Annotated in this window: 30 protein-coding genes, 1 tRNA gene and 1 rRNA gene; 11 read left to right on the forward strand and 21 right to left on the reverse strand. The window is 38.0% G+C overall.

The window, feature by feature from the left end; translation table 11 throughout:
• The 3 genes from FV185_RS07705 to aceK all read right to left on the reverse strand — a co-directional run.
• Positions 1-355 (reverse strand): 16S ribosomal RNA (locus FV185_RS07705); the annotation flags it as partial.
• Between the two features lie 122 nt (positions 356-477).
• A tRNA-Met gene (locus tag FV185_RS07710) sits at positions 478-554 on the reverse strand.
• Between the two features lie 35 nt (positions 555-589).
• Positions 590-2473 (reverse strand): bifunctional isocitrate dehydrogenase kinase/phosphatase, encoded by a 1884-nt coding sequence (gene aceK, locus FV185_RS07715; protein ID WP_082787089.1) that lies wholly within the window; start codon positions 2471-2473, stop codon positions 590-592.
• Positions 2474-2520: 47 nt separating this feature from the next.
• On the opposite strand from aceK, the gene FV185_RS07720 reads away from it, so the two are divergent.
• Positions 2521-3687 carry an MFS transporter gene (locus FV185_RS07720; protein WP_082787090.1) on the forward strand — a complete coding sequence of 389 codons (1167 nt, stop codon included), beginning with the start codon at positions 2521-2523 and terminating at the stop codon, positions 3685-3687.
• 42 nt (positions 3688-3729) lie between these two features.
• On the opposite strand, the gene FV185_RS07725 is transcribed toward FV185_RS07720, so the two are convergent.
• Together FV185_RS07725 and maiA are read right to left on the reverse strand one after the other, a co-directional pair.
• The gene (locus FV185_RS07725; protein ID WP_067496009.1) at positions 3730-4386 is read right to left on the reverse strand and encodes a DUF1614 domain-containing protein; all 657 of its coding nucleotides are present in this window, start codon (positions 4384-4386) and stop codon (positions 3730-3732) included.
• A 4-nt stretch (positions 4387-4390) separates the two neighbouring features.
• A complete protein-coding gene (gene maiA, locus FV185_RS07730) occupies positions 4391-5044 on the reverse strand; it encodes a maleylacetoacetate isomerase (protein WP_067496012.1) in 654 nt (217 codons plus the stop codon).
• An 82-nt stretch (positions 5045-5126) separates the two neighbouring features.
• On the opposite strand from maiA, the gene FV185_RS07735 reads away from it, so the two are divergent.
• Positions 5127-5603, forward strand: a complete 477-nt coding sequence (locus tag FV185_RS07735) for a phosphate-starvation-inducible PsiE family protein (protein ID WP_067496015.1) — start codon at positions 5127-5129, stop codon at positions 5601-5603.
• A complete protein-coding gene (locus FV185_RS07740; RefSeq protein ID WP_067496018.1) occupies positions 5600-6004 on the forward strand; it encodes a thioesterase family protein in 405 nt (134 codons plus the stop codon). Before FV185_RS07735 ends, FV185_RS07740 begins: the two co-directional genes overlap by 4 nt.
• Here FV185_RS07740 and FV185_RS07745 read toward each other — a convergent pair.
• The 3 genes from FV185_RS07745 to FV185_RS07755 are packed head-to-tail and all read right to left on the reverse strand — an operon-like array spanning position 6001 to position 8174.
• Entirely contained in the window at positions 6001-6939 is a 939-nt protein-coding gene (locus FV185_RS07745) for a S49 family peptidase (RefSeq protein ID WP_067496021.1), read from the reverse strand. The two genes, FV185_RS07740 and FV185_RS07745, sit on opposite strands and share 4 nt — an antisense overlap.
• Positions 6929-7693 (reverse strand): YdcF family protein, encoded by a 765-nt coding sequence (locus tag FV185_RS07750; protein WP_067496024.1) that lies wholly within the window; start codon positions 7691-7693, stop codon positions 6929-6931. Before FV185_RS07750 ends, FV185_RS07745 begins: the two co-directional genes overlap by 11 nt.
• 13 nt (positions 7694-7706) lie before the next feature.
• Positions 7707-8174: a TspO/MBR family protein gene (locus tag FV185_RS07755; protein WP_082787091.1), complete on the reverse strand. Its 468-nt coding sequence runs from the start codon at positions 8172-8174 to the stop codon at positions 7707-7709.
• Between the two features lie 54 nt (positions 8175-8228).
• On the opposite strand from FV185_RS07755, the gene FV185_RS07760 reads away from it, so the two are divergent.
• The gene (locus FV185_RS07760; RefSeq protein WP_067496027.1) at positions 8229-8780 is read left to right on the forward strand and encodes a thioredoxin family protein; all 552 of its coding nucleotides are present in this window, start codon (positions 8229-8231) and stop codon (positions 8778-8780) included.
• 55 nt (positions 8781-8835) lie between these two features.
• Here the strand turns inward: FV185_RS07760 and FV185_RS07765 are convergent, their stop codons facing one another.
• Genes FV185_RS07765 through FV185_RS07810 form a run of 11 tightly spaced genes read right to left on the reverse strand, consistent with a single transcriptional unit; the run spans position 8836 to position 20030 of the window.
• Positions 8836-9471 (reverse strand): class I SAM-dependent methyltransferase, encoded by a 636-nt coding sequence (locus FV185_RS07765; RefSeq protein WP_067496030.1) that lies wholly within the window; start codon positions 9469-9471, stop codon positions 8836-8838.
• Complete coding sequence (gene cydX, locus FV185_RS09450; RefSeq protein ID WP_082787092.1) at positions 9471-9590, reverse strand: cytochrome bd-I oxidase subunit CydX; 120 nt, start codon at positions 9588-9590, stop codon at positions 9471-9473. The genes FV185_RS07765 and cydX overlap by 1 nt, the downstream gene beginning before the upstream one ends.
• A 33-nt stretch (positions 9591-9623) precedes the next feature.
• A complete protein-coding gene (cydB, locus tag FV185_RS07770; protein WP_067496033.1) occupies positions 9624-10760 on the reverse strand; it encodes a cytochrome d ubiquinol oxidase subunit II in 1137 nt (378 codons plus the stop codon).
• Positions 10761-10775: 15 nt separating this feature from the next.
• Positions 10776-12344 carry a cytochrome ubiquinol oxidase subunit I gene (locus tag FV185_RS07775; RefSeq protein WP_067496035.1) on the reverse strand — a complete coding sequence of 523 codons (1569 nt, stop codon included), beginning with the start codon at positions 12342-12344 and terminating at the stop codon, positions 10776-10778.
• The gene (cydP, locus tag FV185_RS07780) at positions 12331-12531 is read right to left on the reverse strand and encodes a cytochrome oxidase putative small subunit CydP (protein ID WP_067496037.1); all 201 of its coding nucleotides are present in this window, start codon (positions 12529-12531) and stop codon (positions 12331-12333) included. The genes FV185_RS07775 and cydP overlap by 14 nt, the downstream gene beginning before the upstream one ends.
• Before the next feature lie 9 nt (positions 12532-12540).
• Positions 12541-12861 carry a rhodanese-like domain-containing protein gene (locus tag FV185_RS07785; RefSeq protein ID WP_067496039.1) on the reverse strand — a complete coding sequence of 107 codons (321 nt, stop codon included), beginning with the start codon at positions 12859-12861 and terminating at the stop codon, positions 12541-12543.
• Positions 12862-12872: 11 nt separating this feature from the next.
• The gene (locus tag FV185_RS07790) at positions 12873-14150 is read right to left on the reverse strand and encodes an NAD(P)/FAD-dependent oxidoreductase (protein ID WP_067496041.1); all 1278 of its coding nucleotides are present in this window, start codon (positions 14148-14150) and stop codon (positions 12873-12875) included.
• 15 nt (positions 14151-14165) lie between these two features.
• Positions 14166-15551 (reverse strand): TolC family protein, encoded by a 1386-nt coding sequence (locus tag FV185_RS07795; protein WP_067496044.1) that lies wholly within the window; start codon positions 15549-15551, stop codon positions 14166-14168.
• Complete coding sequence (locus tag FV185_RS07800) at positions 15551-15763, reverse strand: YgaP family membrane protein (protein WP_067496047.1); 213 nt, start codon at positions 15761-15763, stop codon at positions 15551-15553. Before FV185_RS07800 ends, FV185_RS07795 begins: the two co-directional genes overlap by 1 nt.
• Positions 15760-18987 carry an efflux RND transporter permease subunit gene (locus FV185_RS07805; protein WP_067496051.1) on the reverse strand — a complete coding sequence of 1076 codons (3228 nt, stop codon included), beginning with the start codon at positions 18985-18987 and terminating at the stop codon, positions 15760-15762. The genes FV185_RS07800 and FV185_RS07805 overlap by 4 nt, the downstream gene beginning before the upstream one ends.
• Before the next feature lie 11 nt (positions 18988-18998).
• On the reverse strand, positions 18999-20030 hold the full coding sequence (locus FV185_RS07810) for an efflux RND transporter periplasmic adaptor subunit (protein ID WP_067496054.1): 1032 nt from the start codon (positions 20028-20030) through the stop codon (positions 18999-19001).
• A 134-nt stretch (positions 20031-20164) separates the two neighbouring features.
• Between FV185_RS07810 and FV185_RS07815 the strand changes: the two genes are divergently transcribed.
• The 7 genes from FV185_RS07815 (at position 20165) to FV185_RS07845 (ending at position 24917) form a co-directional block, all read left to right on the forward strand.
• Positions 20165-20500, forward strand: coding sequence for an ArsR/SmtB family transcription factor (locus tag FV185_RS07815; RefSeq protein ID WP_067496058.1), 336 nt, complete (start codon positions 20165-20167; stop codon positions 20498-20500).
• The gene (locus tag FV185_RS07820; RefSeq protein WP_067496060.1) at positions 20500-21297 is read left to right on the forward strand and encodes a sulfite exporter TauE/SafE family protein; all 798 of its coding nucleotides are present in this window, start codon (positions 20500-20502) and stop codon (positions 21295-21297) included. The genes FV185_RS07815 and FV185_RS07820 overlap by 1 nt, the downstream gene beginning before the upstream one ends.
• Positions 21290-21514 carry a TIGR02450 family Trp-rich protein gene (locus tag FV185_RS07825; protein ID WP_067496063.1) on the forward strand — a complete coding sequence of 75 codons (225 nt, stop codon included), beginning with the start codon at positions 21290-21292 and terminating at the stop codon, positions 21512-21514. The genes FV185_RS07820 and FV185_RS07825 overlap by 8 nt, the downstream gene beginning before the upstream one ends.
• Positions 21514-21753: a hypothetical protein gene (locus tag FV185_RS07830; protein ID WP_067496066.1), complete on the forward strand. Its 240-nt coding sequence runs from the start codon at positions 21514-21516 to the stop codon at positions 21751-21753. The genes FV185_RS07825 and FV185_RS07830 overlap by 1 nt, the downstream gene beginning before the upstream one ends.
• Positions 21754-21817: 64 nt before the next feature.
• Positions 21818-22720 (forward strand): oxygenase MpaB family protein, encoded by a 903-nt coding sequence (locus FV185_RS07835; protein ID WP_067496069.1) that lies wholly within the window; start codon positions 21818-21820, stop codon positions 22718-22720.
• 193 nt (positions 22721-22913) lie between these two features.
• Positions 22914-23453, forward strand: coding sequence for a peroxiredoxin (locus FV185_RS07840; RefSeq protein ID WP_067496072.1), 540 nt, complete (start codon positions 22914-22916; stop codon positions 23451-23453).
• A 6-nt stretch (positions 23454-23459) separates the two neighbouring features.
• A complete protein-coding gene (locus FV185_RS07845) occupies positions 23460-24917 on the forward strand; it encodes an exonuclease domain-containing protein (RefSeq protein ID WP_197457833.1) in 1458 nt (485 codons plus the stop codon).
• On the opposite strand, the gene FV185_RS09895 is transcribed toward FV185_RS07845, so the two are convergent.
• Together FV185_RS09895 and FV185_RS07850 are read right to left on the reverse strand one after the other, a co-directional pair.
• Positions 24859-25044 carry a DUF1289 domain-containing protein gene (locus FV185_RS09895; RefSeq protein WP_082787094.1) on the reverse strand — a complete coding sequence of 62 codons (186 nt, stop codon included), beginning with the start codon at positions 25042-25044 and terminating at the stop codon, positions 24859-24861. The genes FV185_RS07845 and FV185_RS09895 overlap by 59 nt on opposite strands.
• 11 nt (positions 25045-25055) lie before the next feature.
• Positions 25056-26948, reverse strand: coding sequence for a TonB-dependent receptor domain-containing protein (locus FV185_RS07850; protein ID WP_067496077.1), 1893 nt, complete (start codon positions 26946-26948; stop codon positions 25056-25058).
• Positions 26949-26965 lie beyond the last annotated feature (17 nt).

Genomic DNA, 26965 nt, shown 5'->3' on the forward strand with positions numbered 1-26965 from the left:
CCACTGCTGCCTCCCGTAGGAGTCCGGGCCGTGTCTCAGTCCCAGTGTGGCTGATCATCCTCTCAGACCAGCTACCGATCGAAGCCTTGGTGAGCCTTTACCTCACCAACTAGCTAATCGGACATCGGCCGCCCCTTCCAGCGTGAGGCCTTACGGTCCCCCACTTTCCTCCTCAGAGCTCATGCGGTATTAGCACAACTTTCGCTGCGTTATCCCCCACTCAAGGATACGTTCCGATGTATTACTCACCCGTTCGCCACTCGCCACCAGGGTTGCCCCCGTGCTGCCGTTCGACTTGCATGTGTAAAGCATGCCGCCAGCGTTCAATCTGAGCCAGGATCAAACTCTTCAGTTCAATTCCTACACAAAATCACTCAAATAACCTAACGGAAATTTTAAGTGTCAATACTAATAAATTACTCCTCACTAGTACCCACACCTATCGGTTTATCTAAATTTTAAAGAACATTCTCAATCTGGTTGCGGGGGTAGGATTTGAACCTACGACCTTCGGGTTATGAGCCCGACGAGCTGCCAGACTGCTCCACCCCGCGTCAGGTGAGTAGAGTCAGCTACTATACTAACTAATTTAATCGCTGTCAAATGAAAATCGACCAAGAGGGCGTTTTCTACCAGAACTCAATGCTCTTTCGTGACTAGCAAGTCCTCGGAAACCCTGGCCAATACTTGCTCTTAGGTATATTGGTAAGCCTTCTTTAAAAATAACAGAAAATCTCTGTGATTGAGGATAAGGGAAGACATCCACTACTCGCCCCCTTTGTATTTCATGCTGCATTGCTTGCCACCAGCTGGCATCAAGTAAATCTTTATGTTTTGCTAAAAAATACTGTTTTACTTTTGGGTCAGTGAGTAAAAAATACTCAAACTCCTCTGGAAAGATGTCATTAGGATCCACTGAATACCAGGGTTCTGCTGATAATTCATCCTCTTCAAAACGTGGCGGCGGTATTTTTCTGAAATGGCAATTGGTTATATAGTCGATTTCGTCATAATCATAAAAAACCACTCTGCCAAATCGCGTTACACCAAAATTTTTAAATAATAAGTCGCCAGCGAAAATATTTACCGCAGCCAAATCTTTTAAAGCGTCACCAAATTCTGAAATAGCATGCGCAATTTGTTCATCATTGGCTTTATCCATATAAATATTTAATGGCACCATGCGACGCTCAATATATAAATGCTTCACAATAAGCGTATCAACTGATTCTTCTATTTGAGATGGTGCTAATCGCTTTAATTCATCAAGTAATTCCTGGGTAAATCGATGCTTGGGGAAGGCCACATTAGAATACTCTAATGTATCTGCCATGCGCCCCACACGATCATGTTGTTTAACTAATAGGTATTTAGCTTTTACTTGTTCTCTATTAATTTGTTTTGGTGGTGAAATGACATCTTTAATAACTTTAAATACATAAGGATAAGAAGGAAGGGTAAACACAGCCATAACCAACCCACGTATACCTGGTGCCACAATAAAATCATCACTCGAATACTTAAGATGATGTAAAAAATCGCGATAAAAAAGAGTTTTCCCTTGTTTATGAAGACCCAAAATACTGTATAGCTCAGCCTTAGGTTTCTGAGGCAACATACTATGTAAAAACTCTACGAAAGCTGACGGGACTTCCATGTCTACGAAAAAATAGGCGCGACTGGAATTTACAAATACGGAGAGCTGTTCTGGGGTTAACAATAATGCATCCACCTCTATCCCCTTCTTGTCATCATGCATCAATGCCACAACAAAAGGATACTGATTACCCCCGTTAATCATTCTGCCCACAATATACGCTGAAGTATTGCGGTAAAAAACACTACTTAACACTTGAATTTGATGATTGGCTTCCAAGATCAATGGATAGGGTAAATGGTTACGCCAGACTCTTAACAATCTTCTTAAGTCACGCTTAATGTATGTGATGGGTTGAGTAAATCCCAAATCTTGGTAGACCTGCTTAATGATATAACGTAATCCATCTCTTAGAGGATAGTAACAACGATATGCTGGGGGATCAGAATCAATATGTTCAGTTGAAACACCAGGTCTTACAAAAATAAAATCATTATTGTAGTAAGAACGGTGAAGAATTTGACAAAAAACCGAGTTAAAAAAGCTTTCGGCAAGTTCCGGCTGTTTATGATCTGTTAGTAAAACGATATATTCAAGTTTGATTTGTTGCCACGTGTCGTCATCTAACGCGTCCGCATTAAATTGTTCGATTAGATTTTTAACTGCCTCATGTACTCGTCGATCATAAAACTCAATACGTTCTACTGCTATTTGTTGTAATTCGAGCCAATTTTTTTGCTCAAATAACCGCTTTGCTCTCTGGGACGCTTCGCGAAACAATCGATAATGTCGATTAAATCCATCTAATAAAGCTTGAGCTACTATGTGCGCAGTTGTATTAGGACGAGATAGAGAATTGACAGTAGATACAGACATAATTTAATGTTGAAATAAGAAAGTATATAAATATTATCATTCATTTAATGACACCAATAAAACTGCTTTTACTACTTTGTAGTAGCGAAATATTAACCATGGCGCCTTTTTCCTCCATTCCAGCGCTACTACCTCAATTAGTAAAAGAATGGCATCTGTCAGCCACCCAAGAAGGTTTATTAGGCGGCTCTTATTTTTTAGGTTACCTAATTAGTATCTCACACCTCTCCGGAGCCACTGACAGAATAGATGCAAAAAAAATATATTTAATTGGATCAGGTTTAGCCGGGATCGGTAGCATTTTATTTATTTATATTGCTCATAATTGGTACCTAGGATGTCTTTCACAATTACTGTGCGGCGCTGGACTTGCTGGTACCTATATGCCGGGTTTACGAGCGCTAACAGACCGTATGCCAGAGCATTTACAAACACGTTACGTGGCCTTTTACACATCGACCTTTGGCATTGGGGCGTCTTTATCTTATGCCCTGACAGGTTGGGTTAGCCACATTAGCAACATCACTACCGCATTCTTTATTAATGGGATATTACCTCTCTTAGCGATGTTTATTATTGCAATAGCGCTACAGAATATGCACCATGCAAAAAAACAGCCCCACTCACTCATTACTGGGCAACTTAACGCATTAAGAAATAGGAATATTAGGAACTATATATTTGGTTATTCTGTACATTGTTGGGAATTGTTTGCCTTTCGTTCATGGATAGTTGTTATTCTGACTGAAGGATTACACGGACGATATTCGGCAACATTGACCGCAGCCATAATTAATTTAGTAGGTATCCCAGCTAGTATTTTAGGGAATGAGTTCGCTTCACAAAACAGTAGAGCACAATTCATAAAAAGAACCATGTTAATCTCAGGCATATTGGCATGGGCTTGTGGGCTGTTTATCCATCATATATGGATTTTACTTCTTCTATTACCCATTTATTTCTTTAGTGTTATGGCTGATTCAGGAGCTCTTACAGCAGGTCTTATTGAAATCACTCCTAAATCAATCAGGGGAGCTGCGATGGCAATCTATTCACTGGCAGGATTTGGAGCAGGTTTTTTAGGGCCAATTGTTGTAGGAATCATTCTTGATATTTTAGGTGGACAACATAAAACCATAGCTTGGGTTTTTGCCTGCGGTTCAATGGGTATCGGAAGCTTAATGATGTCTTGGAAACTAAAGTCAAATCGTTAAGTAGTTAACCCTGCCAGTAGACTTAATTTACAGCAACCGGGGTTATGCAAGTAACACAGCAATAAAACCCGTTATAAAGATTCCGTCAAAACTACCAGCTCCACCAATGGATGCAATGGGGGCTCCCAAATGTCTAATATCTTTTAAGCGAATGATATCAGCGCCAATTAATACTCCCAAGGTTCCACTGACATAGGCCAAAGCAGCTCTTTCCTCCGGATTAAGTATGGAAGACACAATGGCAGCGGCAATAGGAGCAATAAAGATTGGCATACCAATACCCATACCCGGAACAGGTTTACTAATCCAATATGAAATACCTGATACACACCCAACAGCAACAACAAATTGAATAACAGAAATAGGATGGTGCATAAGTAAATAAAGAGAAAATATAACCGGTAATAATGCACCACCGACATTAATTCTTATTTCGGTTTTGCCAATAAAAGGAGGCCGTCGGAAAAGCTGTTGGGGGAAATTAGCGAATGGGTCTTCTTTAGCTAAGGTACTGTCAGCTTTTAGAGTAATAAATGGCAAATTAATCATACTACCAATCAAGGTTGCCATAATTAATAGATAGGCTGAATGATTAGACAAACCAAGCTTATCGAAGGCAACTGTAATAATGTTTAATTGAATAATTGCAATTAATAAAATAAACGCAAATATAAAAAACAGAATTCTGAAAGGTGACATTTTTTTACTTCCCGTAATCAGATTGTTGCTCCCATGAAGCCTTAATAAATTCAGGTAAAGTCATGGCTTTATCATAGATAGAACGTATTAATGGATAAGAAGAAAAATCCAGATTGACTGCTATTGCATTTCTAACTTGCGGTATCAAACAGACTTCAAAAAGTGAAATTTGGTTACCTAAAACAAATTGGCCTTCTTTAATATGTCTCCTCGATAGTTTTTCTTCTATACGAGTAAAACCATTTTGTAACCAATGAACAACCCAGTCATCTTTTTGTTCTTTGCTTACCTTCATGGTTTTTAGTAAAAAACGTAATACTTGTAAATTATTTAAAGGATGCATGTCACATGCCACATCTTGGGCTAATGCCCTGATATTAGCACGCTCAACTTTATCACTAGGTAACAACGAGGGTGTAGGGTAACACTCTTCTAAATAGTCTAAAATTGCCAAAGATTGAGTTAAAGAAATATCGCCATTAGTAAGAACTGGGACAGCCCCTGCTGGATTTATATTTCGTAACAATTGTAGATCAAGATTAACATCTTTGGATGTCAACGGTACAGGAATAATCTCTACAGGAACTTTCTTGATATTAAGCGCAATTCTTACTCTAAATGCTGCAGAGCTTCTCCAATAACTATATAGCTTATACATTGAATAATATAATAAATTTTAATAATTCAGTCTAACATGTTACATTGTGTCAATGACAATAATCTAATACGGTAAGTTGACTATGTTTAAAAATCAAATTGTCAGTTTTTATGGTAAAGCACTTGATGTGATCATCACGATCATGATTATCGTAATGCTACTTATCTTAATTGCAACAGTATTTGGTGTATTCATAGACTTGGGTTCAGCATTCAACTCTATCCGCTCAGGAATTCCTGGACATAATCTCTCTCATGGTTTAGTTGATAGTTGGGCTAGAGATTTAGTTATTGATGTTCTCTCGGTATTTGTACTCATTGAACTCTTCAGAACATTTAGTGACTACTTTGAATACCATAGAATCAGGTTACGTGTTCTCTCTGAAGTAGGCATTGCATTTATCTTAAGAGAAATTTTAATCGATTTATATAATAATACAATTGAATGGGAAATTATCCTCACTCTAACCGCACTATTGGCCGTATTAATCTTTGCACGTATTTCTGCAGTTAAATTCAATCCTAACGAAAATATTACTCAACCACCCACAAAAACATGAGAGAGATCCCAGATAATACGATTGGATACGCAAGTTTAATTGTTCAAGAACATCATTTGGCAAGTCAACTTAAAGACTCTTCTTTAGCGCCAGTCTTTTCAACGCCCATGCTAGTTGCTGTAATGGAAAATGCCGCTTTAAATGCGATCAAACCATTCTTTGATGAGGGCGAAACTGCTTTAGGTACAGCCATCGAATTAAAGCATTTGGCTGCTACACCTTTGGGGTTTAAGGTTGAAGCAACGGCATTGGTCACAGCAGTAAATGGCCGAAAAATTACTTTTAAAATTACCGCAGTTGATGGGATCGATCTGATCGGTGAAGCTATCCATGAAAGAACAGTAATTAAAACTCAGTCTTTCATGGATAAGCTCTCAAAAAAATTACAATTAAAGCCTTAGTTTATTGAAAAAAGTCCCAGTACACTTTGCCAGCTAATATGTGACTCAGTGGAACCCAAACGTTTTGCTAAACGGTCAGTAATGTCCTCAGTGGGAGTAAAATCAACAATATTTTTGGCTTTAATCACATCTTTGGCCACAGACTTAACATTACCTAATCCGTCTGTTAAACCTAACTGTATACTTTTTTCACCAGTCCACACTAAACCAGAGAACATATCTGGCGTTTCATGTAATCGTTCGCCCCTCCCCGTTCTAACTGCCTGAATAAACTGCTGATGTATTTCTTCAAGCATATTTTTAGCATAACTCATCTGTTTTGGATTTTCTGGAGAAAAGGGATCTAGAAATGCTTTATTTTCACCTGCAATAATCAAACGTCTTTCTACACCTAATTTTTTCATGGTGTCAGTAAAACCGAAGCCATTCATAATGACCCCAATAGATCCCACAATACTGGCTTTATCGACATAAATCTTGTCAGTGGCTGCGGCAACATAATAAGCACCTGATGCGCACAAGTCTTCAACTACAGAATAGATCGGGACTGAAGGATGGGCTTTTCTTAAGCGTTTTATTTCATCATAAATCTGTCCTGCTTGTACGGGACTTCCACCAGGGCTATTTATTCTCAATATAACGCCAACTGTATTCGGATCATCATAAGCATCATCCAATCCCTGGATAATTTTTTCAGCACTGGTGTTGTCAGATGAAATCTCACCTTTTAATTGAACTTCAGCAGTATGTTTTCCTCCAGAAGAGATGTTTTTTCCGGATTCTTTCACTAACACCCACCAAGCAATAACAAATACAATTAATAATGTGCTTGCTCTAAAAAAAATTCGCCAACGTCGAGCAGCTTTTTGCTCAGCGAGAGCTGATGTAGCTAACTGAATAATTACATCGCGTTCCCATGAACCATTATTCTCCATGTGTTTTAACTCCTTTAAAAACTCTATCTACTACAATACCTAGCCATTCATGAAGAGCAACGCAACTCATCATTAGTGCTTCAGAATGAGGTAATATCATATATAAAAAACTATGAGGATAAGTAACAAATCCTGTCGGACCAAGGTATACCGTCAATCCTTCTTGTTCAAATAACTGTTGTGCACGTTTTAAATGCCATGCTTGGCTAACTAATATTACGCGATTAATACCTGCCACATGAAGTAAACTTGCCGAATACAACGCATTTTCAGCAGTATCCCTTGAATGATCCTCAATCCACTCAACCCTACCTGCAAAATCATGAATAATAGTAGCTTGCATTGCCCTTGCATCCGAGACTTCCCCGTAGACACTCCCCCCTGTAACAAGGATGGGTAAATGAGATAGGCGTTGCAGTTCTACGGCATAACGAACTCTTTCTAGAGTAAAACGACTAACAGTATCAGAACCATACTCAGGGGCATTGACATATGTTCCTCCTCCAAGAACCACTATAGCCTGTGCCTTTTCTAATTCTTTTTGAGTCAATACGTGACTTGGTTGTAACTTCCACATTAACAAATCCGTCACAGGATAAAACGACAAAAACAAGGTTAAACCAAGACAACCAATAATAATATTTTTTGCTAGTACGGGGCGTCGACGTATAAGTAAAGTCCCTATTAACGCCACAACTATTAAGGAAATTGGTGGAATAATCCATGCACTAAGAATTTTTTTTAAATAGAACATTATTCAATTCTGTTTAGTTTAGGAGCCATAGATTAAGGTTGAGTATCATTGCGATACTAACCCATAATAGATATGGAATAAATAAAATAAAAATTACTCTTTGTTTATTAAAAACGGACAATAAAAACAACAATATTGTTAGCCAAAGAAAAACAATATCTAGTAAACCTAAAAATAATTGGTGGTGTCCAAATACCAAATAAGACCAACAAGCGTTAAATATTAATTGCAATAACCATATAAATAATAGTTGTTTTATTCCTTTTTGAATTACCCAAGCACCAACTAACATATCAATCAGGTAAAGTGTTGACCACATTATCGGAAATACGATATTGGGTGGAGTCCAATGCGGTTTATATAGTCCTTCATACCACGCGCCAGGTAAAAATAACATACCAGTTAATGCGGTCAAAATAACAAGTACAATGGATACTAAAGTTGATATCAATAAAGATCGTTTATATAAATAAATACTCACGATTAGTAATTTACCTTAAAATTTAATTTCCTAATTCTATCAAACGGATACACTATGCCTGCTTTAAGTTCACCGATATGTAACTTTAATTGGCCAGCTACCGATTTTGCCCTCACAGGTGTTGACGGAAAAACATATACATTACAAAACAGTCGTGGTGAAAATGGTTTACTGGTAATGTTCATTTGTAACCATTGCCCCTATGTAAAAGCAATTATTCAAAGACTATGTGAAGACTGTCAGGAATTACAATCATACGGTATTAATAGTATAGCTATTATGAGTAATGATGTTAAAAGTTATCCAGAGGACAGTTTTGAAAACATGCGTCATTGGGCCAAAGAACTCAACTTTCCCTTTCCATATGTGATTGATACAACACAAGAGATCGCAAAAAGATATAACGCAGTTTGCACACCTGACTTCTTTGGATTTAATCATCAATTAAAACTACAATATAGAGGTCGACTGGATCCGTATGGAATTAATAGGGCTCCAGAAAACAGAGAAAGGGAGCTTTTTGACGCTATGGCTACAATTGCACAAGGCGGGAAAGGCCCTGAGAAACAAACGCCTTCAGTTGGTTGCTCAATTAAATGGGCTTAAAAAATGCGGGGGACGCCTCCCCCGCTAAGACCTTCGCACTTAAAGAGTTCTTTTGTTAAGGCTTACGCGCAATGACGCCCATTAATGCAGACAGACCATGGTGCCCCTTTCCCTCTGAGACCATCTCTTCATATTGAGTTAATTGTTCAATACGCCAATCCTGCAGTAAAGACCGGATGATCTCCTCTGTGTAGAGATTTTCTAAAACAGAAGGTCCTCCTGTCTTATATTCAAGCTGTTTTGGTGTATAACCCTGTAGCACTAATCCTCCCCCGGGACGAGTGAGTTGCGTTATAACAGAAAATAACTTTTGTCTTGTTATCGGATCGGCAAACTGGACAAAAATAGCAACTACCCAGTCATACTGAACGGTTGAATGTTCTTTAATCCAACTGTCTGATAACAAATCAGCGCATTCAAAATTAACGGTGGTATGGTATTTATCAGCTAAGCGTTTGGCTTTTTCAACCGCTACATTTGAAATTTCAACAGCTGTAACATCTAAACCCTGTCTTGCCAACCAAACAGAATTTCGTCCTTCTCCATCGGCTATACATAATACTTTCTGACCTGGTTTAAATAAATTTAACTGTCTCACTAAAAATGCATTCGGTTCTTCACCAAATAAGTAATTATCACCGACAGACTGATAGCGTTCAGTCCAAATACTTTGTTGTGGATTTACATTCATTAGTGATCGATCTCATCTTTGGATAATAAACGAGAACTCTCATTCTCACCCCACATGGCATTTAATATTGCCAATAGCACCGCAAAACCTATACCTAAAACCCAAGCAAAATACCACATAACTTAGTCTCCTAAATCTATTACTACTCAATATTAATAAGCAGAATGGTCGTGATCTTTAATAAACTGTAAAGTCACTTTTCCAGCCATTACTTTGTATGCCCAAGAGGTGTAAAAAATAATTGTTGGGACAAATATCAATGCTGCTACAAGCATGATGCCCAAAGTCGTTTTACTAGATACACTGTCCCAAACCGTTAACGACGAGTTGTACATGGTTGACGATGGCATAATAAAAGGAAACATAGATACACCAGCAGTGCCAATTACTCCAGCAATAGATAGCGATGAGAAAACAAAAGCCAATAAAGTTTTATTAAAACGTAAGGCAAAAATAGCGATAAATGCGCCTAAATAAGCGACAAGTGGAACAACTTTAGTCCATGGCATAGTGTAATAGTTAGTAAGCCATGCGCCTTGTTCACGAATAACAGTTTTAGCCAAAGGATTAGCCAACTGATCTGGATCTACAGGTGAAGTAATCACATATCCACTAATATCTTTAGCAAGCCAAATACCAGCAGCAGTGAAGGCAATAATCATAATTAAACCGGCAATAGATGAGGCTTTCATTGCGCGTTGTTGAATGATACCTTCCGTTCTATGTGAAAGATATACACCACCATGAAAGGTAATCATTGCTGAACTTACAACACCCGTTAATATCGCAAAGGGATTTAATAATTGCCAAAAGGATCCTGTATAAGTAGATGCTAGGTTTTGATCAAAACCAAATGGCACACCCTGTAATAAGTTACCAAAAGCCACACCAAAAATCAGCGGTGGCACCGCTCCACCAATAAACAGACCCCAGTCCCAAGTATTACGCCAAGTAGGATTATTGATTTTACTGCGATAATCAAAGCCTACAGGACGAAAGAATAATGCCCATAGAACCGCTAACATAGCCCAGTAAAAGCCAGAAAAAGCAGTAGCATAAACAATAGGCCAAGCAGCAAAGATAGCGCCACCGCCAGTAATAAACCAAACTTGATTACCATCCCAGTGTGGTCCTACTGTATTAATTACCACACGACGTTCACTATCATTTTTTCCAACAAAAGGAAGTAATGTTCCCACGCCCATATCATGGCCATCCATGATGGCAAAACCAACTAACAAAACACCTACTAACAGCCACCATATTATTTTTAATGTAGCGTAATCCATAATGTCATACTCCTTTTATGCACGACCATGAGCAAGATTAGTTTCACCATCATAACGGCCAGTACCTAAACTACTTGGACCTTGGCGTGCAAACTTAACCATTAAATAGACTTCAACGATTAGTAGTAATGTATAAAACCCTACAAATCCACCAATTGATCCGTACAGTGAAGCAGGACTTAATGTTGAAACAGATAGATGGGTAGGCAGAACACCATAAATTGTCCAGGGTTGACGGCCATATTCAGCGACAAACCAACCAAACTCGCAAGCGAGCCATGGCATTGGGAACATAAAAAAGGCCCATTTGAGTAACCAGGGCATTTTTTCGCAACGGGTTTTTAAACTAGCCCAAAAAGAGATTGCAAACAACATTAATAGCATAAAACCAATTAACACCATGATTCTGAAACCCCAAAACATGGGTGCTACTTTGGGTACTGTGGAATTAACAGCCTTGTCTATCAGTTCTGGAGTGACATGAGTGAAGTCATTGGTAAATTGTTTTAACAACAAACCAAACCCAAGATCTTTTTTATGAGCCTCAAAAACCGCTTTTGCGGCCGTATCCTCTGGATGGTTACGAATAATTTCAAGTGCTTTCACAGCCTCGATACCTGAAATAACACGTTGACGATTTTTTTCCTTAATGTCATGTATACCAGGAATCTGTTTGGTTACAGAACGAGTGCCAATCAAACCCATAACCCAAGGAATTTGGATACTCCAATCGTTTTTCTGCAATTTCTCGTTGGGTGATGCCACTAAATTAAAAGGAGCTGGTGCTGGTTCTGTTTCCCACATTGCCTCTATAGCAGCCATTTTAGTTTGTTGTGCTTCCCCTACCGTGTAGCCTGACTCATCACCAAGTACAATAACGGATAATGCAGAAGCCAAACCAAATGCTGCGGCAATTCTAAAACTACGTTTAGCAAACTCCACATCACGCCCTTTTAGTAAGTACCACGCTGAGATTGCTAATACAAAAGTTGATGCGGTAACGTATCCTGCTGATACAGTATGAACAAATTTTGCTTGTGCGTCTGGATTGAAGAGCATCGCTGCAAAGTCAGTTAATTCCATACGCATCGTGGTATAGTTAAATTCTGCACCAACGGGATTTTGCATCCAGCCATTGGCAATTAAAATCCACATAGCTGATAAATTTGTGCCAATAGCCATCAGTAGCGTCACCATCAAATGTTTTGGTTTTGACAGCCTGTCCCAAGCAAAAAAGAATAACCCAATAAATGTTGATTCTAAGAAGAAGGCCATTAATCCCTCAATTGCTAAAGGAGCACCAAAAACATCACCTACATAATGAGAGTAATAAGCCCAATTGGTACCAAACTGGAACTCCATCGTAATACCTGTTGTTACACCCAAGGCAAAATTAATCCCAAATAACTTACCCCAAAAGCGTGTCATGTCCTTATAAATAGTCTTACCTGTCATAACATAAACACTTTCCATTACTACCAGTATCCACACCATACCAATTGTTAATGGAACGAATAAGAAATGGTAAAGCGCAGTTACTGCGAATTGTAGGCGCGATAGGTTAACTAGTTCATCGCTTATCATGATTTGCTCCTTGAAGTTGATCTGAAACTTGGGATTGAAAACCAAAACTTTGAGATACTTTCTCAGCATCTACTGTTACTTCATGATTTCTAACAAAAACACTCCATAACAGAGTTAGCAAAAATACTTTGATCAGAAGTACTATTGCTAACTCTTTAGCTAGTTTTGGTTTATTGAGGCTTTTCATTCACCACACCTATCTTTTTAATTCTTTTTTCAAACGCTGCGCTAATTGGACTGCGCCACCACCATTGAATACGGCTTTATATCCTTGCTGTTTCATAATATTGCAAGCATGGCCTGATCGGCCGCCGGATAAGCAACATAAGATAACTGGTGTATCTTTTTCGGGAACTAACTTTTGTATACCCGCATTAAATTCATCCAATGGTAAGTTGACCGCTCCATCCACATGCCCAGTGGCGTATTCTTGTTGACTACGTACATCTATAATCATGGCATTGGCTGGTAGCTCTGGTGTCGCACCCGCTGAAAATAAGTTAGAGAATAAACCCATTTGTATTTCCTTTATTTGTTATTTTGAAGACGTTCAATACCTATCCACTTTAATACGTGTTTTTCGTATATAGGTTCAGAACTACCCTGTTTCATTTTATAAATAAAGTATTTTTCAAAAGCGATTTTTGCCCAATGTACCCAACGCCCTTTTTTAAACCAGTTCACATTACGTGGAGGTATCTGAGGAAGAGCAATAAATGCGGCTCCTGTGTCGCCCATATCGGCAAGACAAAATGCATTCCATGTTCCTTTACTATCAGGTGTGTGACCATTTAAATCTGCCCATATATTATGGACAATTGCAGAAACCATTGATTCAATCATATATCCTGTTTTCGGAGTTCCAGTAGGAACAGGTGTTACTTCCACAGGTGGAATTGCAACGCATACTCCTGCTGAGAATATATTTTTATACTTCTTACTGCGTTGATATTCGTCAACAATTACCATTCCTCTTGGATTACACAACCCCTCAACAGCAGCTACTGGATCGACGCCTTTAAAGGCAGGCAACATCATACTGAATTTAAAAGGCACTTCATGTTCTTTTTTTACATTACCCAGTTCATCAAGTTCTGTGACAAACATTTTGCCATTCTCAATTTTGGTAACTTTAGCGTTAGTAATCCATTTAATGTCGTTATTACGCATTTCACTTTCAAGCATGGATTTAGAATCACCAACCCCACCCAACCCCAAATGGCCAATATAGGGTTCGCTAGTAATATATGTCATTGGGATTTTATGACGAAGTTTACGACGACGAAGATCGCGGTTAACGACAAAAGCAAATTCATAGGCTGGACCAAAACAAGAGGCTCCGGGAAGCGCACCAATAATCACTGGACCAGGATTATTGATTAGATTTTGATAATCTTTATACGCTTCTTCGGCGTGATCAACAGTACAAATTGAATGAGTAAACTGTTTGGGTCCTGCCCCTTCCACCTCATCAAAGGCCAATTTAGGACCTGTTGCGATAATTAAATAATCATAGGTTAAACGACTACCGTCAGGAAACTCTAAAGCACTACCTTCAGCATCAATTTTAGATACAGGTTGAGCTAAAAACTCTATATTTTTCTTTGCTAAATAAGGTCTAATCGGGAAAGTGATCTGATCCCGACTGCGCCAGCCCACTGCAATCCATGGATTAGAAGGCACGAATTGGAAATAATCCACCGCATTAACCACAGTTATCCGGTGACCTTTACCTAACTTCTCTCTCAATTCATAGGCTGCAGGCATTCCCCCTGTACCTGCACCTAATACGACTATATGGGCCATGTTCTATCTCCTTTTTTAAAATGGTTGCAGTGTGCTATTAATTTCTTTAATCCTATCTTCTGTTAATTGCCCAGAAAGTGCTGCTAAATTTAATTCATTGATTATCAAATCGACTCTTGATTGAATCCAATTTAAATGAGCATTGGCAGCATCTGTCTCAGCATTTAATAAATCCAAAGTAGTACGATCACCTACTTTTTTACCTAATTGAGTTGCTTTTCGTCTCGCTTCACTCGCTTGCCACGCAGCTTTCAATGCTTCCACACGATTTACACCTGCGGTTAATCCAAGATATGCTTGTTTTGTTTGCAAACCAATCTGCTGGCGCAAACGATTTGTTCTATCTAACGTTACGTCAGCAAGATGCGCTGCCTCATCTTCTTTTGCTATACGCATACCACCGTTATAGAGAGGAATAGTCAGTTGCACGCCTACCATAGCATCTCTATTTAGATTACTAGCATTCGGACCATAATCTCCTGATCCATAGACGTGCGTATCATTGATCTGACCAACCAAATCCAGTGAGGGGCTTGATAACGCGTGATAACGTTTAACATTTTGACGTGCTTCACTTAACTGATTAAGTGCAACCAACAGCTGAGGATTACTGGTATTTACCTGGGATAGCCAAAAATCTAATGGCTTCTTATCAAACACAATTTCACCTGCGCTTGGAATCATAATTTTTAACTGTTCTATATTAATTCCTGTCGCGTCTGAGAGTGCGCTTTCTTTGATATCAAGATCTGTTTGTACAGCTAGTAATTGAGCTTTTAACCCATCTAAGCGGGCAGTTGTCTCATGCACATCCAAAATAGGCGCATCACCTAATTTATAGCGTGCCTGAGCTTCCCCCTGTACTTTTTGGACTGCTTGTAATTGTTCTTGTGTAGTTTTAACTGTCTCAAGCGCCATTGAAACATCAAAATATTTCTTAATCGTTCGTAATATAAAATCTTGTTGTGCGGCTTGCCATTCCAGCTCAGCAGTATTCGCTTCGATATGTAAGGCTTGTGACTGAGACGAGCGTTCTCCATTAATGATAGGCTGACGAATACTAACAGCCCACATGTTATAAGTTCCTTGATTAATGGAAGTATTAAAATTAGCGATTCCTACTGTACCGTTTTGTACAAATTGAGCACCAGCAGTTTGTGTTTGTTGATTCATACGTCCAGCCCCACCCTGCACACTAATATCAGGGCGCCACATGGCATTTGCTTGATCATGCTTAGTTAACCCAGCCATATGGGTAGATTGAGCTGCTAAGAAATCTAAGTCATGGGTCTGAGCGGCGTTTAATACAGTAATTAAATCAGTAGCAAATGCACCTTGTGCAGTTATAGCAAGAGAAATTATTACTGATAATAAACGAGCCTTTGACCGAAACGTTTTCATTAGCACTCCTCGCGTAAACCAAATAATTTACGAAGTATATTGTTCATTAAACACCAACGAGTTAGACCGCTTTGGAGTAAATTCAAACCAACAAACGCTGTGAAAGCAAGCCACCATTGGCTAACAAATAAAGGACTACCCGGTATTCCTAACGCAAGAGACAATAAAATAAAAGTTCCTGCAATTACACGTACTACTCGCCATGAAGTCATTGTGTGATCTCCTCTGAAGGGTTATTTGAATGAGTGAACTTGTTGTGATAGGCCGCATAGTAAAGAGTTGGAATCACAATCAGCGTTAATAAGGTAGAAACAAATATGCCAAATATTAATGAAATAGCTAGCCCATTAAAAATAGGATCATCAAGAATAAAGAATGCGCCTAACATAGCAGCCAAACCTGTTAGTAAAATTGGCTGAGCACGTGTTACAGCCGAATGAATAATTGCCTCTTTAAAGGGAACCCCTTCAGCAACTTGTAAATTTATAAAATCTACCAGCAAAATTGAGTTTCTAACAATAATACCGGCGAGTGCAATCATACCAATCATACTCGTTGCTGTGTATTGCGCTCCCAATAGTGCATGACCTGGCATCACACCAATAATTGTTAGAGGAATTGGGGCCATGATAATGAGTGGCGTGAGATATGATCCAAACTGGGCAACAACAAGTAAATAAATTAAAATCAGTCCTACTGCATAAGCCGCTCCCATATCTCTGAAAGTCTCGTAGGTTACTTGCCATTCACCATCCCATTTAATTGCATAATGTCTATAAGGATCAGCAGGTTGATGTATAAAATAATCAACTAATTGCTCTCCATTAGGTGTTCTTATGTTATGAATTTGGGAGCGCATCTTAAACATACCGTACAAGGGACTATCTAATTTACCTGCCATATCACCAACAACATAATTCACAGGTAATAAGTCTTTATGAAAAATAGGCTGCTCTCTGACAGTATCTGTAATAGTGACTAATTCACTTAATGGAATGAGCTGCCCTTGACTACCATGAACACTAAAATGTAAGAGTGCTCCAAGATCGCCTTGTTCTCTACCAGACATTTGAATCCAAGCAGCAGCGGGATATTTTCGTTGATCATGAAACCATGTAGCAGCTTGTCCACTCAATGCAGTTTGTAGAGTGGATACCACTTGCTGTTGACTGACTCCATAAAGTGCTGCTTTACGACGATCAACCTGAATTAATTTTTTAGGTGCTTTAACGATACTACTGTCATCCACATCAACAACATTTGGAGTCCGACTAAATACATCACGCACATCTTTAGCGACAGTTAGACGCCCACTATCACTCGGACCGTATACCTCTGCAACGATTGGCGAGAGAACTGGTGGGCCAGGTGGTACTTCTACTACCTTGATATTGGCGTTATATAAGCGACCAATTTTTTGTAATTGAGGGCGAATTCGTGTTGCAATAGCATGGCTTTGTTCATCACGATGATGTTTATCAACCAAATTAACTTGTATGTCACCTTGATTACTGTCACTTCTCAAATAGTACTGACGTACTAAACCATTAAAGTTAATTGGGGATGCTGTGCCCACATAAGCTTGGTAATCAACCACTTCAGGTACTTTAGCTAAATAAGCGCCTAACTCATGCATTACTGCAGCTGTTTCTTCTAGCGACGTACCAGCTGGCATATCTACCATTACCTGAAACTCGGATTTATTATCAAACGGAAGCATCTTAAGTAAAACCAAACCTGTAGCCGGTAAAACAAGAGAGATGAGAATGAGTAACCCTATCGCAAACCCCATTTTTTTGCGATTTTTTTTACCGTTTACTTCATCTAATAACGGTGTAAAAATTTTCACAAACCATGGATGTAATTTACTACCCAGTCCACCACTATGCGATTGATGCTGACTGGGTTTTAGCCAAATTCGAGATAGCCATGGAGTGACTATAAATGCAATCGCGAGTGATAACAGCATTCCCATACTTGCATTAATCGGAATAGGACTCATATATGGCCCCATCAAGCCGGTAACAAATGCCATAGGTAACAATGCTGCTATTACTGTTAAAGTAGCGAGTATAGTTGGACCACCCACCTCATCAACGGCACCTGGAATAAGTTGTAATAAAGTTTTATCAGGATGATGTAATTGATGACGATGGATATTTTCAACAACCACAATGGCGTCATCAACTAAAATCCCTATTGAAAAAATCAACGCAAATAAAGAAACGCGATTAAGTGTAAATCCCCATGCCCAAGAGGCAAATAGTGTCACCGTTAACGTTAAAATCACTGCACTACCGACAATTAATGCTTCACGTCGTCCTAATGCAAAAAATACTAACGCTACGACAGATGAAGTTGCAAACAATAGTTTTTCAATAAGCTTTTTAGCTTTATCGTTTGCTGTAGCGCCATAGTTTCTCGTCTCAGCAACGATAACATTAGCAGGAATAATAGTATTTTTAAGACTTTCTACTCTTGTCATCACAGCATTTGCAACATCAATAGCATTTTCTCCGGGTTTTTTTGTTACGGAGACTGTTACTGCAGGATATTCCTCTGATACGTTATTGTTATGTTTGCCATACCACACATAACGCTGAGCAATGGGAGGATTATCATTTATTTGAGCTACTTCACTTAAATAAATTGGACGTCCTCCATGTACCCCAACAATTAACTGTGACACGTCTTGGGCATTAGTTAGGAAGTTGCTTGTTTCTAATTGAATAGATTGATTATTAATTAATAAATGACCTAAAGGTGCACCCACATTTGCAGAGGCTAATGTTCTTTGTAAATCACTTATAGTAAGGCCTGCGCTGTTTAATCGAGCCGCATCAACTTGTATATTTACAACACGTCCAGGTCCACCAATAGTTTTAACCTCTCTGGTGCCCGCCACACGTTTAATATCCACCTCAATGCTATGTGCAACTCTTTCTAAATCATAACTGCCAATATGAGGATCTTTGCTATATAAAGTCAAAGCCACAATAGGAACATCATCGATTCCTTTTGGTTTAATGATGGGTGGTAATACCCCTAAACCTGAAGGGAGCCAGTCTGCATTAGCATTAACCGTATCATACAACCTAACTAATGCCTCAATCCGCGGGACTCCTACTTTATACTGCACTGTAATAATTGACATACCAGGACGAGAAATGGAGTATACGTGTTCAATACCTTGGATTTGTGATAGCACTTGTTCTGCTGGAGTAGAAACCATTTGCTCGACATCTTTAGCAGAGGCACCAGGGAATGGGATTAACACATTAGCCATGGTGACGTTGATTTGTGGCTCTTCTTCACGAGGAGTTACAATTAAGGCAAAAATACCCAGTAATAATGCAACTAATGCCAGTAACGGGGTAATTTGTGCACTTTGGAAGTAATGTGCTATTCGTCCTGATAGTCCAAGTGGTTTAGTCATTTATTCGTCCCTCATTGACCGTTTTTAAATGAGAGAGATTGGGCATTTTCGATTAATCCATCTGTAGAACTTAATCCTGATATCACTTCAACTTCATTACCCCACTGACGACCTAATCGTACTTGTCTTAATAGAGGTTCACCTTTTTCGTTTTTAACATATACACCAGTTAATTCACCTCGTTCTACAATGGCAGTTAAGGGAACTACTATACGATTAGGCACAGATAATTTTGTTGGTAACCATACACGCGCAAACAAACCTGGTTTGATATCTGCGGTATTACGATCAATATTTATACGTAATAAAACCGTATGTGATTGACTATCCACCGTTGGGAATAAATGAAGAGTTTGAGGATTAAGCCAATGTTCCTGTTGAGTTAAAGAAGGAACTTCAATTTTTAATTGTTTAACAGTTAACTCTTTATTTACTGCTCTTTCTGGAACTGAAGCACTAACACGTAAATGCTCGGGATCATAAAGACTTACCAGTATTTTACCTGGCATAGCCATATCACCTAGATTAACTGGTATTTCAGCTATTACACCAGAAAAGGGGGCTTTTATAACATATAAATCAGACTGCGCTCTAGCAGACTTAGCTAAAGATGAGGTGGCTCTAGCTTGAGCTTTGGCTGCTTCTAACTTTGTTTTCGCACGATCAAGAGCTGCTTGGCTTATGTAATCTTGTTTAAACAGCGCCTCTTGTCTTTGATAATCTTTTTGTGCCAATTCTAAATCAGCATTAGCTGCGGCTATTTGTGCCTCACTGGCTATTGCTTGTTGCTGTGCACTTGTGGATTCGAGAGTTAATAGAATTTGACCTACTTTTACTTTTTCACCAGCGGTCACTTTTATATTAGTCACTCTACCTGATACTTGTGCTGCTATATCGGCATGATTAACTGACTCAATTTGAGCATCAAACGGGTTCAGTGAGGTACCGTTATTATTATGATTTTGGGTGTCTGCAAGGACTGAAAATGAGAGAAATAAACAGCTTAAAAAAGCTAACCCTCTAATTTTATTAAATTTTTGCATTAATTACTCCCTAATCACTTTACTTAAATATATTATATTAAATTACATTATTTACATTTATATAATGTTTTTTGCTATACTGTCAACTACTATAATCATTATTCAAATTCTTCTTTAAGGGTAAAATTAAGAATATGGACAAAATCGATTTCGGACAGATGTATGAAGCGGCAGGTAGAGCCACACAACTACTTAAAGTATTGTCTAATATTGATCGCTTAATTTTACTTTGTAAAATTGCTGAAGGAGAATGTAGCGTCAGTGAATTAGAAAACTCGCTTGATATTAAGCAACCCACCCTCTCACAGCAACTTGGCGTATTACGTGAAGAAGGGTTAGTAAAAACCAGGCGTGATGGTAAATTCATTTATTACTCCATCTCTAGCAACGAATCACTGGCGGTCATGCAAACACTTCAAGAGCAGTTTTGTAAAACCAATCATAATCCAGTTTGTTCAACAACTAACTGATGGAACTAGTAATTCTCACCGCACTACTTGGTGGCACAACAGGGCTTATTCTAGGGCTAACCGGTGCAGGTGGTGGTATTATCGCTACCCCCTTACTCGTTCTCTTTTTAAATCTGAATGTCGTCACAGCCGCTCCTTTGTCTTTAATAGGCGTTGCTGCTGCATCATGGATCGGCATGATAATAGGACTAAAACAAGGAATCGTACGTTATCGTGCAGCTTTTTTAATTACTGCTATAGGCTTGCTTATTACTCCTTTTGGTATTGAAACTGCTCAACTTATTCCAAAAGCGGTTTTGAAACTCTTATTTATCTTACTCTTACTTTACCAAGCTTATCGTTACGCTTTTATTAAACACCTTAATATTGATAAAGACTTCCCCTGCCAAATTGATCAACAAACAGGTCGTTTTCGATGGGATTTTAAATGTCTAATGACAATGAGTAAATTAGGGATACTACTTGGTTTTACATCTGGTTTATTAGGTGTTGGCGGTGGCTTTGTATTGGTTCCTGCTTTAAAAAAACATACTCCACTAAATGTACACTCAGTGACTTCCACCTCATTAATGGTCCTTGCCTTGGTTTCAACTGGAAGCGTATTACAATGGAGTGCTATGGGTAATTTTAATCGTCAGCTTGCTGTTCCCTTTTTAGCTGGCGCACTTATCACAATGGCAATAGGTAGAATAATCGCTCCTTTAATTAATGAAATAATTCTGAGACGACTCTTTAGTATGATTTGTTTAATCAGTGCTATTAGTCTTACTGTACAATTAATCCATCATCATGGCTAACAATATTAATAGTAAAAAACTGCTACTTAGTAAATGGACAGCGGTTTACCCCACTAATAAAGAAAAACATCATATGGTTATTCAAGTCATATACATAGACAAAGACCATTTAATACCAGACAAAATAGTTATGGAAGCGTTAATTAATCACCGTCAATGGCAAATGGATTGGCAAGAATTAAAAAACACTGATAACTGGCTACCAGGATGGCGTTAATGCAAAAAGAACAGATTAAATTAATTTTAGAAAAGGCTTTTCAACAAAGTAACAAAACTCCTTCTCTCTGGCATCTACCTAAAATATTACAAATAAAAACTCAACTTGAACATTGCTCAACAGTACCCGAGGTACTCTCTCTTTTAGAAAACAATAGAGAATTCATTAAAGATTCTCTCGGATTAACAGAACCTATTTTTTCGGCAGCAATTACATCGATAAATAAGCTCAAAGAATAGTTACTGGGAACTAATTACTCGAATCTCTTTCTATCATAAATTAGAGTTTAGTAAGATATGGTTTATGTGGGATGAAATAATCCGTCAATCAATAAGACGAACAGTCAAATCATCGACAACTGTTCAAGATTATCTTATTCCTCCAGGTGATCCAGGTCTTTTTGGTCCAAATAGTGTTATCTGGCAAGTACATGCTGATTTTATTAGTATGATGATCGGCGGCATTAGCTCTCTAATTATGCAAGCACTTCACCCGCAAGCAATGGCAGGGGTGTGGGATCATTCAACATTCAAAGAGAATTTACCAGGTCGTCTAGGGCGTACGGCTCAATTTATTGCAGCAACCACCTATGGCTCGACAGAAATGGCCTTATCAGCAATTGAACGTGTCAAACGGATTCACGACAAGGTAACGGGTATTGATGACCAAGGAATAAGCTATCAAGCTAATGACCCACATCTTTTAAAATGGGTACATATTACAGAAAGCTTTTGTTTTCTAAATAGTCACCTTCGTTACCGTGACCCTCAAATGAGTATTTCAAAACAAAACCAATATTTTTTAGAAATTGCTCAAATTGGTCATTTATTAGGAGGAACAGATTTACCCGTTACTCTGTCATCTACTATAGAAACAATTAATATCTATCGCCAAGAATTAAGAATGACAAAACGTGTTGAAACAGTTATTGATTTACTTCATCACTTTCCAACACATCTATTAGGTAAACCACTATTATCTTTAATCGTAAAAGCAGGTTTTTACAACTTACCTAATTGGGTTTATCCTCTAATAGGCATTATGCCACCCACGTTGATACAAAAAAAATTATTAGACGCAACCATATTAGCAATAGCAAAACCGGTACGTTATGCACTTAGAAATGGAATAGCGGCTCATTCCTATCAGCGGTTAGGAATGACTGCACCATGGCTCAAAATAAACATACCTTATTCATATAAATAAGCAGAAAATTTTTAAAACATTCTCCCTGTACAAAAGCAATCTTAGATTACGGAGTATGAAATAATGACAGTCATAATATAAATAAAAATGAAAGTTTAGTATTTAAATACTGCTCATTGATATTGAATTTGATAAAGAACCTTGAAATAACTGTTAGTTAAAATAATTGATGAATTATAAATTGGAGAAAAACATGAAATTAATTCTAATGTCGTTATTGACTTTAATTGGCTTAGGTCTTCTCTTTTCACGAACAGCCTCAGCTAATGACATGCCCACTGTAGGACAAATGGCACCTGACTTTAAAGTGATAGACCAACACAACCAATTACAAAGCTTGTCTAATTATCGTGGTAAATGGGTAGTGCTCTATTTTTACCCCAAAGATGAGACTCCAGGATGCACCACAGAAGCGTGTGCCTATCGAGATGACTTCAATCAAGTTAAAAAATTAGGAGGAGTAGTAATAGGTGTCAGTATTGATGACGCTACAAGTCATGCTGAATTTGCAGCCAATCATCATTTACCCTTTCCTCTGTTAGCTGATAAAGACGGAAGTATTTCAAGATCATATGGTTCAGAAAGAAATCTTCTTGGTTATAAAATAGCCAAAAGAAACACCTTTATCATTGACCCCGCTGGAAAAATTGCAAAAGTATATGAAAGCGTTGACGCTGGCGAGAATCCCAAAGAGGTTATCGCTGACTTAAATCAATTGGTTAATCAAAAATAAATGCAAATGAGCCGTTTTTGGCAGAACAATCTAATCTGTATCGATCTTGAAACAACTGGAGCAAATCCACTCAAAGATAGAATTACAGAAATTGGTATTGTAGAACTACTCCCAAATGGCTCAAGTCGTGAATGGCATAGCCTAATCAACCCTGAGACTCCTATCCCTCCTTTTATTAGTCGGTTAACAGGAATTTCAAATGAAATGGTACAAGAAGCTCCATTATTCTCAGATATTGCAGATGAATTATTAACGATTTTAAAAGATAAAGTTTTTATAGCACATAATGTACGTTTTGATTACGCTTTTTTAAAACAAGAGTTTTTGAAATGTGGCATTTATTTCAAAGAAAACACATTATGTACTGTTCGTTTATCAAGACAACTCTATCCACACCACTTTAAACATAATCTTGATAGCATTATTGAGCGACTGGGAATCGACATAACAGATCGTCACAGAGCGTTGAATGATGCCAAAGTTGTAGCTTATTTTCTTACTCATGTAAAAGAAAATTTCTCAGAAGAACTGCTTACACAAGCAATACAAAAAGTAACAAAAAAGCCCTCTCTACCGCCAGGAGTTGATGAATATGAAATAGACTCGCTACCTGATAGTCCTGGGGTATACCTATTTTATGGGGAAAATGATTTACCAATCTATATAGGGAAAAGTATCAATTTAAGAGAACGCGTCCTATCCCATTTCAATTCAGATCATAAACACCACAAAGAATTACGACTTTCTCAACAAATAAAAAGAATCGAACATCATAATACCGTTGGTGAACTAGGTGCCCTATTACTTGAAGCAAAACTAATTAAAGAGTTAAATCCCATACATAATCATCGACTCAGACGTCAACAGCAACTGTGCTCTTGGCAATGGAATACAGTACATGATAAAAATATATTAGAAATTAAAAATACTGATGAAATTAATTTTTCACAATCAGACAATTATTTTGGTGTATTTCAAACTCGCAAAAAAGCACTTGATACATTAAGAGCAATCGCAGATGCTCATGGACTATGCCTAGCCGTTCTTGGCATAGATAAGCATGTAAAAGGGAAAGCCTGTTTTAGAGCGCAAATTAACAAATGTCATGGAGCATGTTGTGGCAAGGAAGACATGGTCCATCATGATTTAAAAGTTCAAATGGCTCTTGAAAGAATAAGATTGCAAAATTGGAAATGGGCTAACGCTATAGTCATTAAAGAAAGCAACCATTCTTATTCAGATTTCCATCTCATTGATCAATGGGCATACTTTGGAACATATAGCTCCTATCAAGATGCATTGGAGGCCAATAGTTCTCGAAGAGAGGTGATTTTTGATTATGATGTTTACAAAATACTCATCAAATTTATTTTCAAATCATCAGAGATCATTGTCTTACCAAATACTAATTCGATTCATCACCAAACAGAAGATTATCTAGACGAATCTGTGATTGATGAATAACACGTTCTTTTTCTTCATCTTTTAATACAACCCAGTTAGTAATCTCCTGAATTGTTCTCCCGCAACCCAAGCAAATCCCCGTTGGGGGATCTACTTGGCATACGTTAATACAAGGTGATGGAATCATAACTATATTCGTTATTGATCGTAGCGAACACCAAAAAACACGTTGGATCCTGGTGTGTTATAACCATACTGTAACTGATACGGCATATTGGTTACGTTATCCCAACGTCCAAATAAAGACCATTGTTTAGTAACTTGATAAGAACCATTTAGGCTAAACATTTGATAACCACCTATTGGCTGGCTCAACCCAGCAGAAAGTGATTCTGCACCGTAACGTCTACTTGAAGCAATTAAATTAGCACCTAATTTTAGCTTTTCTAATGCGTAATCAACTCCTACACGTCCAACTTCTTCAGCTCTTAGTGGTAATACTAAGTCTGTATTACGGTCAACCGGATTTAGAAAATCCATTGAGCCATGGAAATTAAATGATCCAATATATTTTTGAGCTGAAATTGTGGCGCCTTGAATTTTCGCATTTCCTATATTATAAGAAATGAATGTATTAGGATCAGCTTGAATCAAGTTTGAAATATCGTTTTGATATAAAACTATACCAAAAGATTGGTGATGATCATCATAGTTAATACCCCATTCAATATTTTTTGAGTATTCAGGTGCCAAATTAGGGTTCTGATATCCTGGATAATACAGTTCATAAAAAGTGGGTTCAGCAAATGCGGTACCAGCTCCTAAATGAGTTTTAATGGAATTTGTAATTTGGTATCCATAAGTAGCGCTCCCAGTTAACTTACTTCCATAACCTGAATATCCATCCGCTCTAACCCCAACATCTAGGGAATGCTGCCCACTATGTAAGTGATAAATAGTTGCTAAAGAATCAATATTTCGATTTAGATTTAATGAGCAATTTGTACAATAATCATATGCAGGAGTAAACTGACCATTCAAATATTGTGAACGATGTTCTGCAATAACTTGCAATGAATCCAAACCAAAAGTGTAATTGTTATCCCACTTGTAATCATATGACGGCGTAAAAGTATTGTCATTAGAAGGTGTTGCTATCGTAAAGTATTGAAAAAAGTTGGCATTATAGGCAACAGTAAAATTACTATACCAATTTGAAGTTATTTGATCATGAGTAAAAAACGATAAATTAGTCGTATTATTTTGTGATTTATCAAACTCACCGCTATTAGGACTTAAATAAGAATCCCTAACAGCAAGAAAATGAATTCCGATCTCATGACCTTGGGCTATCATTTCACTTAATGTCCCATAGGCTCCTTGTCTTTGATAGCCAGTTGCTCCAGTCACATAGCCATAAGGATTCGCCTGTGACACCGTGTTATACCCAGAGGAGTTTTCTTGTGTGACACCAAAAGAATATTTAACAGAATGTGTTGACTGAGTAGAACCGCTTATCGATGCTTGAGACATGCTGGTTCCATAACTACCATAACCGGCCATTGCACTTACCGATGGGGCACCATTTCCTTGTTTTGTAAAAACTTGAACAACACCACCAACAGCATCAGCGCCATAATATATACTCTCTGGCCCATAGATGACTTCAATATGATCAATCATGGATAAAGGTATTGAGTTCCAAATACCTCCTCCAGTACTAGTCAACTCAACTCGTACGCCATCGACCAACAACAAAGTATGATTACCGTTTGTTCCACGTGTAAAAACAGAAGCAGTATTCCCAGCATCACCGAAAGTGGCAACTTGAAAACCCGCTTGTTGCTGAAGTAATTCAGCTAAACTTTGCTGTCCTGCAGCGCGAATTTGTTCATTACTAATATAAAGATGATCTTGAATAACCTGTGAGCTAGGCTTTGGTATCATATCAGCTGTCACTATGACAGGATCAATTTGTACAGAATTATTGTTTTGCGTATCAGCGATAGAGCTAAAACTAACTATCAACAAAAGAAAACTTGAAATTAATTGAGTACTCTTTACTAAACGAGTACGAGTAGAAAAAAACATAATAAATCCCTAAGCAA

The sequence above is a fragment of the Ferrovum sp. PN-J185 genome (genome assembly GCF_001581925.1).
Taxonomy (GTDB): Bacteria; Pseudomonadota; Gammaproteobacteria; order Burkholderiales; family Ferrovaceae; genus PN-J185.

Coding starts and splice junctions, on each gene's coding strand:
- FV185_RS07840 (WP_067496072.1), top strand. CDS start 22,914: ATGAAATTAATTCTAATGTCGTTATTGACTTTAATTGGCTTAGGTCTT.
- FV185_RS07795 (WP_067496044.1), bottom strand. CDS start 15,551: ATGAAAACGTTTCGGTCAAAGGCTCGTTTATTATCAGTAATAATTTCT.
- FV185_RS07800 (WP_067496047.1), bottom strand. CDS start 15,763: ATGACTTCATGGCGAGTAGTACGTGTAATTGCAGGAACTTTTATTTTA.
- FV185_RS07720 (WP_082787090.1), top strand. CDS start 2,521: ATGACACCAATAAAACTGCTTTTACTACTTTGTAGTAGCGAAATATTA.
- FV185_RS07820 (WP_067496060.1), top strand. CDS start 20,500: ATGGAACTAGTAATTCTCACCGCACTACTTGGTGGCACAACAGGGCTT.
- FV185_RS07735 (WP_067496015.1), top strand. CDS start 5,127: ATGTTTAAAAATCAAATTGTCAGTTTTTATGGTAAAGCACTTGATGTG.
- FV185_RS09895 (WP_082787094.1), bottom strand. CDS start 25,044: ATGATTCCATCACCTTGTATTAACGTATGCCAAGTAGATCCCCCAACG.
- FV185_RS07765 (WP_067496030.1), bottom strand. CDS start 9,471: ATGAATGTAAATCCACAACAAAGTATTTGGACTGAACGCTATCAGTCT.
- FV185_RS07850 (WP_067496077.1), bottom strand. CDS start 26,948: ATGTTTTTTTCTACTCGTACTCGTTTAGTAAAGAGTACTCAATTAATT.
- FV185_RS07830 (WP_067496066.1), top strand. CDS start 21,514: ATGCAAAAAGAACAGATTAAATTAATTTTAGAAAAGGCTTTTCAACAA.
- FV185_RS07750 (WP_067496024.1), bottom strand. CDS start 7,693: ATGTTCTATTTAAAAAAAATTCTTAGTGCATGGATTATTCCACCAATT.
- FV185_RS07825 (WP_067496063.1), top strand. CDS start 21,290: ATGGCTAACAATATTAATAGTAAAAAACTGCTACTTAGTAAATGGACA.
- cydB (WP_067496033.1), bottom strand. CDS start 10,760: ATGGATTACGCTACATTAAAAATAATATGGTGGCTGTTAGTAGGTGTT.
- aceK (WP_082787089.1), bottom strand. CDS start 2,473: ATGTCTGTATCTACTGTCAATTCTCTATCTCGTCCTAATACAACTGCG.
- FV185_RS07785 (WP_067496039.1), bottom strand. CDS start 12,861: ATGGGTTTATTCTCTAACTTATTTTCAGCGGGTGCGACACCAGAGCTA.
- FV185_RS07845 (WP_197457833.1), top strand. CDS start 23,460: ATGAGCCGTTTTTGGCAGAACAATCTAATCTGTATCGATCTTGAAACA.
- FV185_RS07740 (WP_067496018.1), top strand. CDS start 5,600: ATGAGAGAGATCCCAGATAATACGATTGGATACGCAAGTTTAATTGTT.
- FV185_RS07790 (WP_067496041.1), bottom strand. CDS start 14,150: ATGGCCCATATAGTCGTATTAGGTGCAGGTACAGGGGGAATGCCTGCA.
- FV185_RS07815 (WP_067496058.1), top strand. CDS start 20,165: ATGGACAAAATCGATTTCGGACAGATGTATGAAGCGGCAGGTAGAGCC.
- cydP (WP_067496037.1), bottom strand. CDS start 12,531: ATGAAAAGCCTCAATAAACCAAAACTAGCTAAAGAGTTAGCAATAGTA.
- FV185_RS07745 (WP_067496021.1), bottom strand. CDS start 6,939: ATGGAGAATAATGGTTCATGGGAACGCGATGTAATTATTCAGTTAGCT.
- FV185_RS07775 (WP_067496035.1), bottom strand. CDS start 12,344: ATGATAAGCGATGAACTAGTTAACCTATCGCGCCTACAATTCGCAGTA.
- FV185_RS07760 (WP_067496027.1), top strand. CDS start 8,229: ATGCCTGCTTTAAGTTCACCGATATGTAACTTTAATTGGCCAGCTACC.
- FV185_RS07835 (WP_067496069.1), top strand. CDS start 21,818: ATGTGGGATGAAATAATCCGTCAATCAATAAGACGAACAGTCAAATCA.
- cydX (WP_082787092.1), bottom strand. CDS start 9,590: ATGTGGTATTTTGCTTGGGTTTTAGGTATAGGTTTTGCGGTGCTATTG.
- maiA (WP_067496012.1), bottom strand. CDS start 5,044: ATGTATAAGCTATATAGTTATTGGAGAAGCTCTGCAGCATTTAGAGTA.
- FV185_RS07805 (WP_067496051.1), bottom strand. CDS start 18,987: ATGACTAAACCACTTGGACTATCAGGACGAATAGCACATTACTTCCAA.
- FV185_RS07725 (WP_067496009.1), bottom strand. CDS start 4,386: ATGTCACCTTTCAGAATTCTGTTTTTTATATTTGCGTTTATTTTATTA.
- FV185_RS07810 (WP_067496054.1), bottom strand. CDS start 20,030: ATGCAAAAATTTAATAAAATTAGAGGGTTAGCTTTTTTAAGCTGTTTA.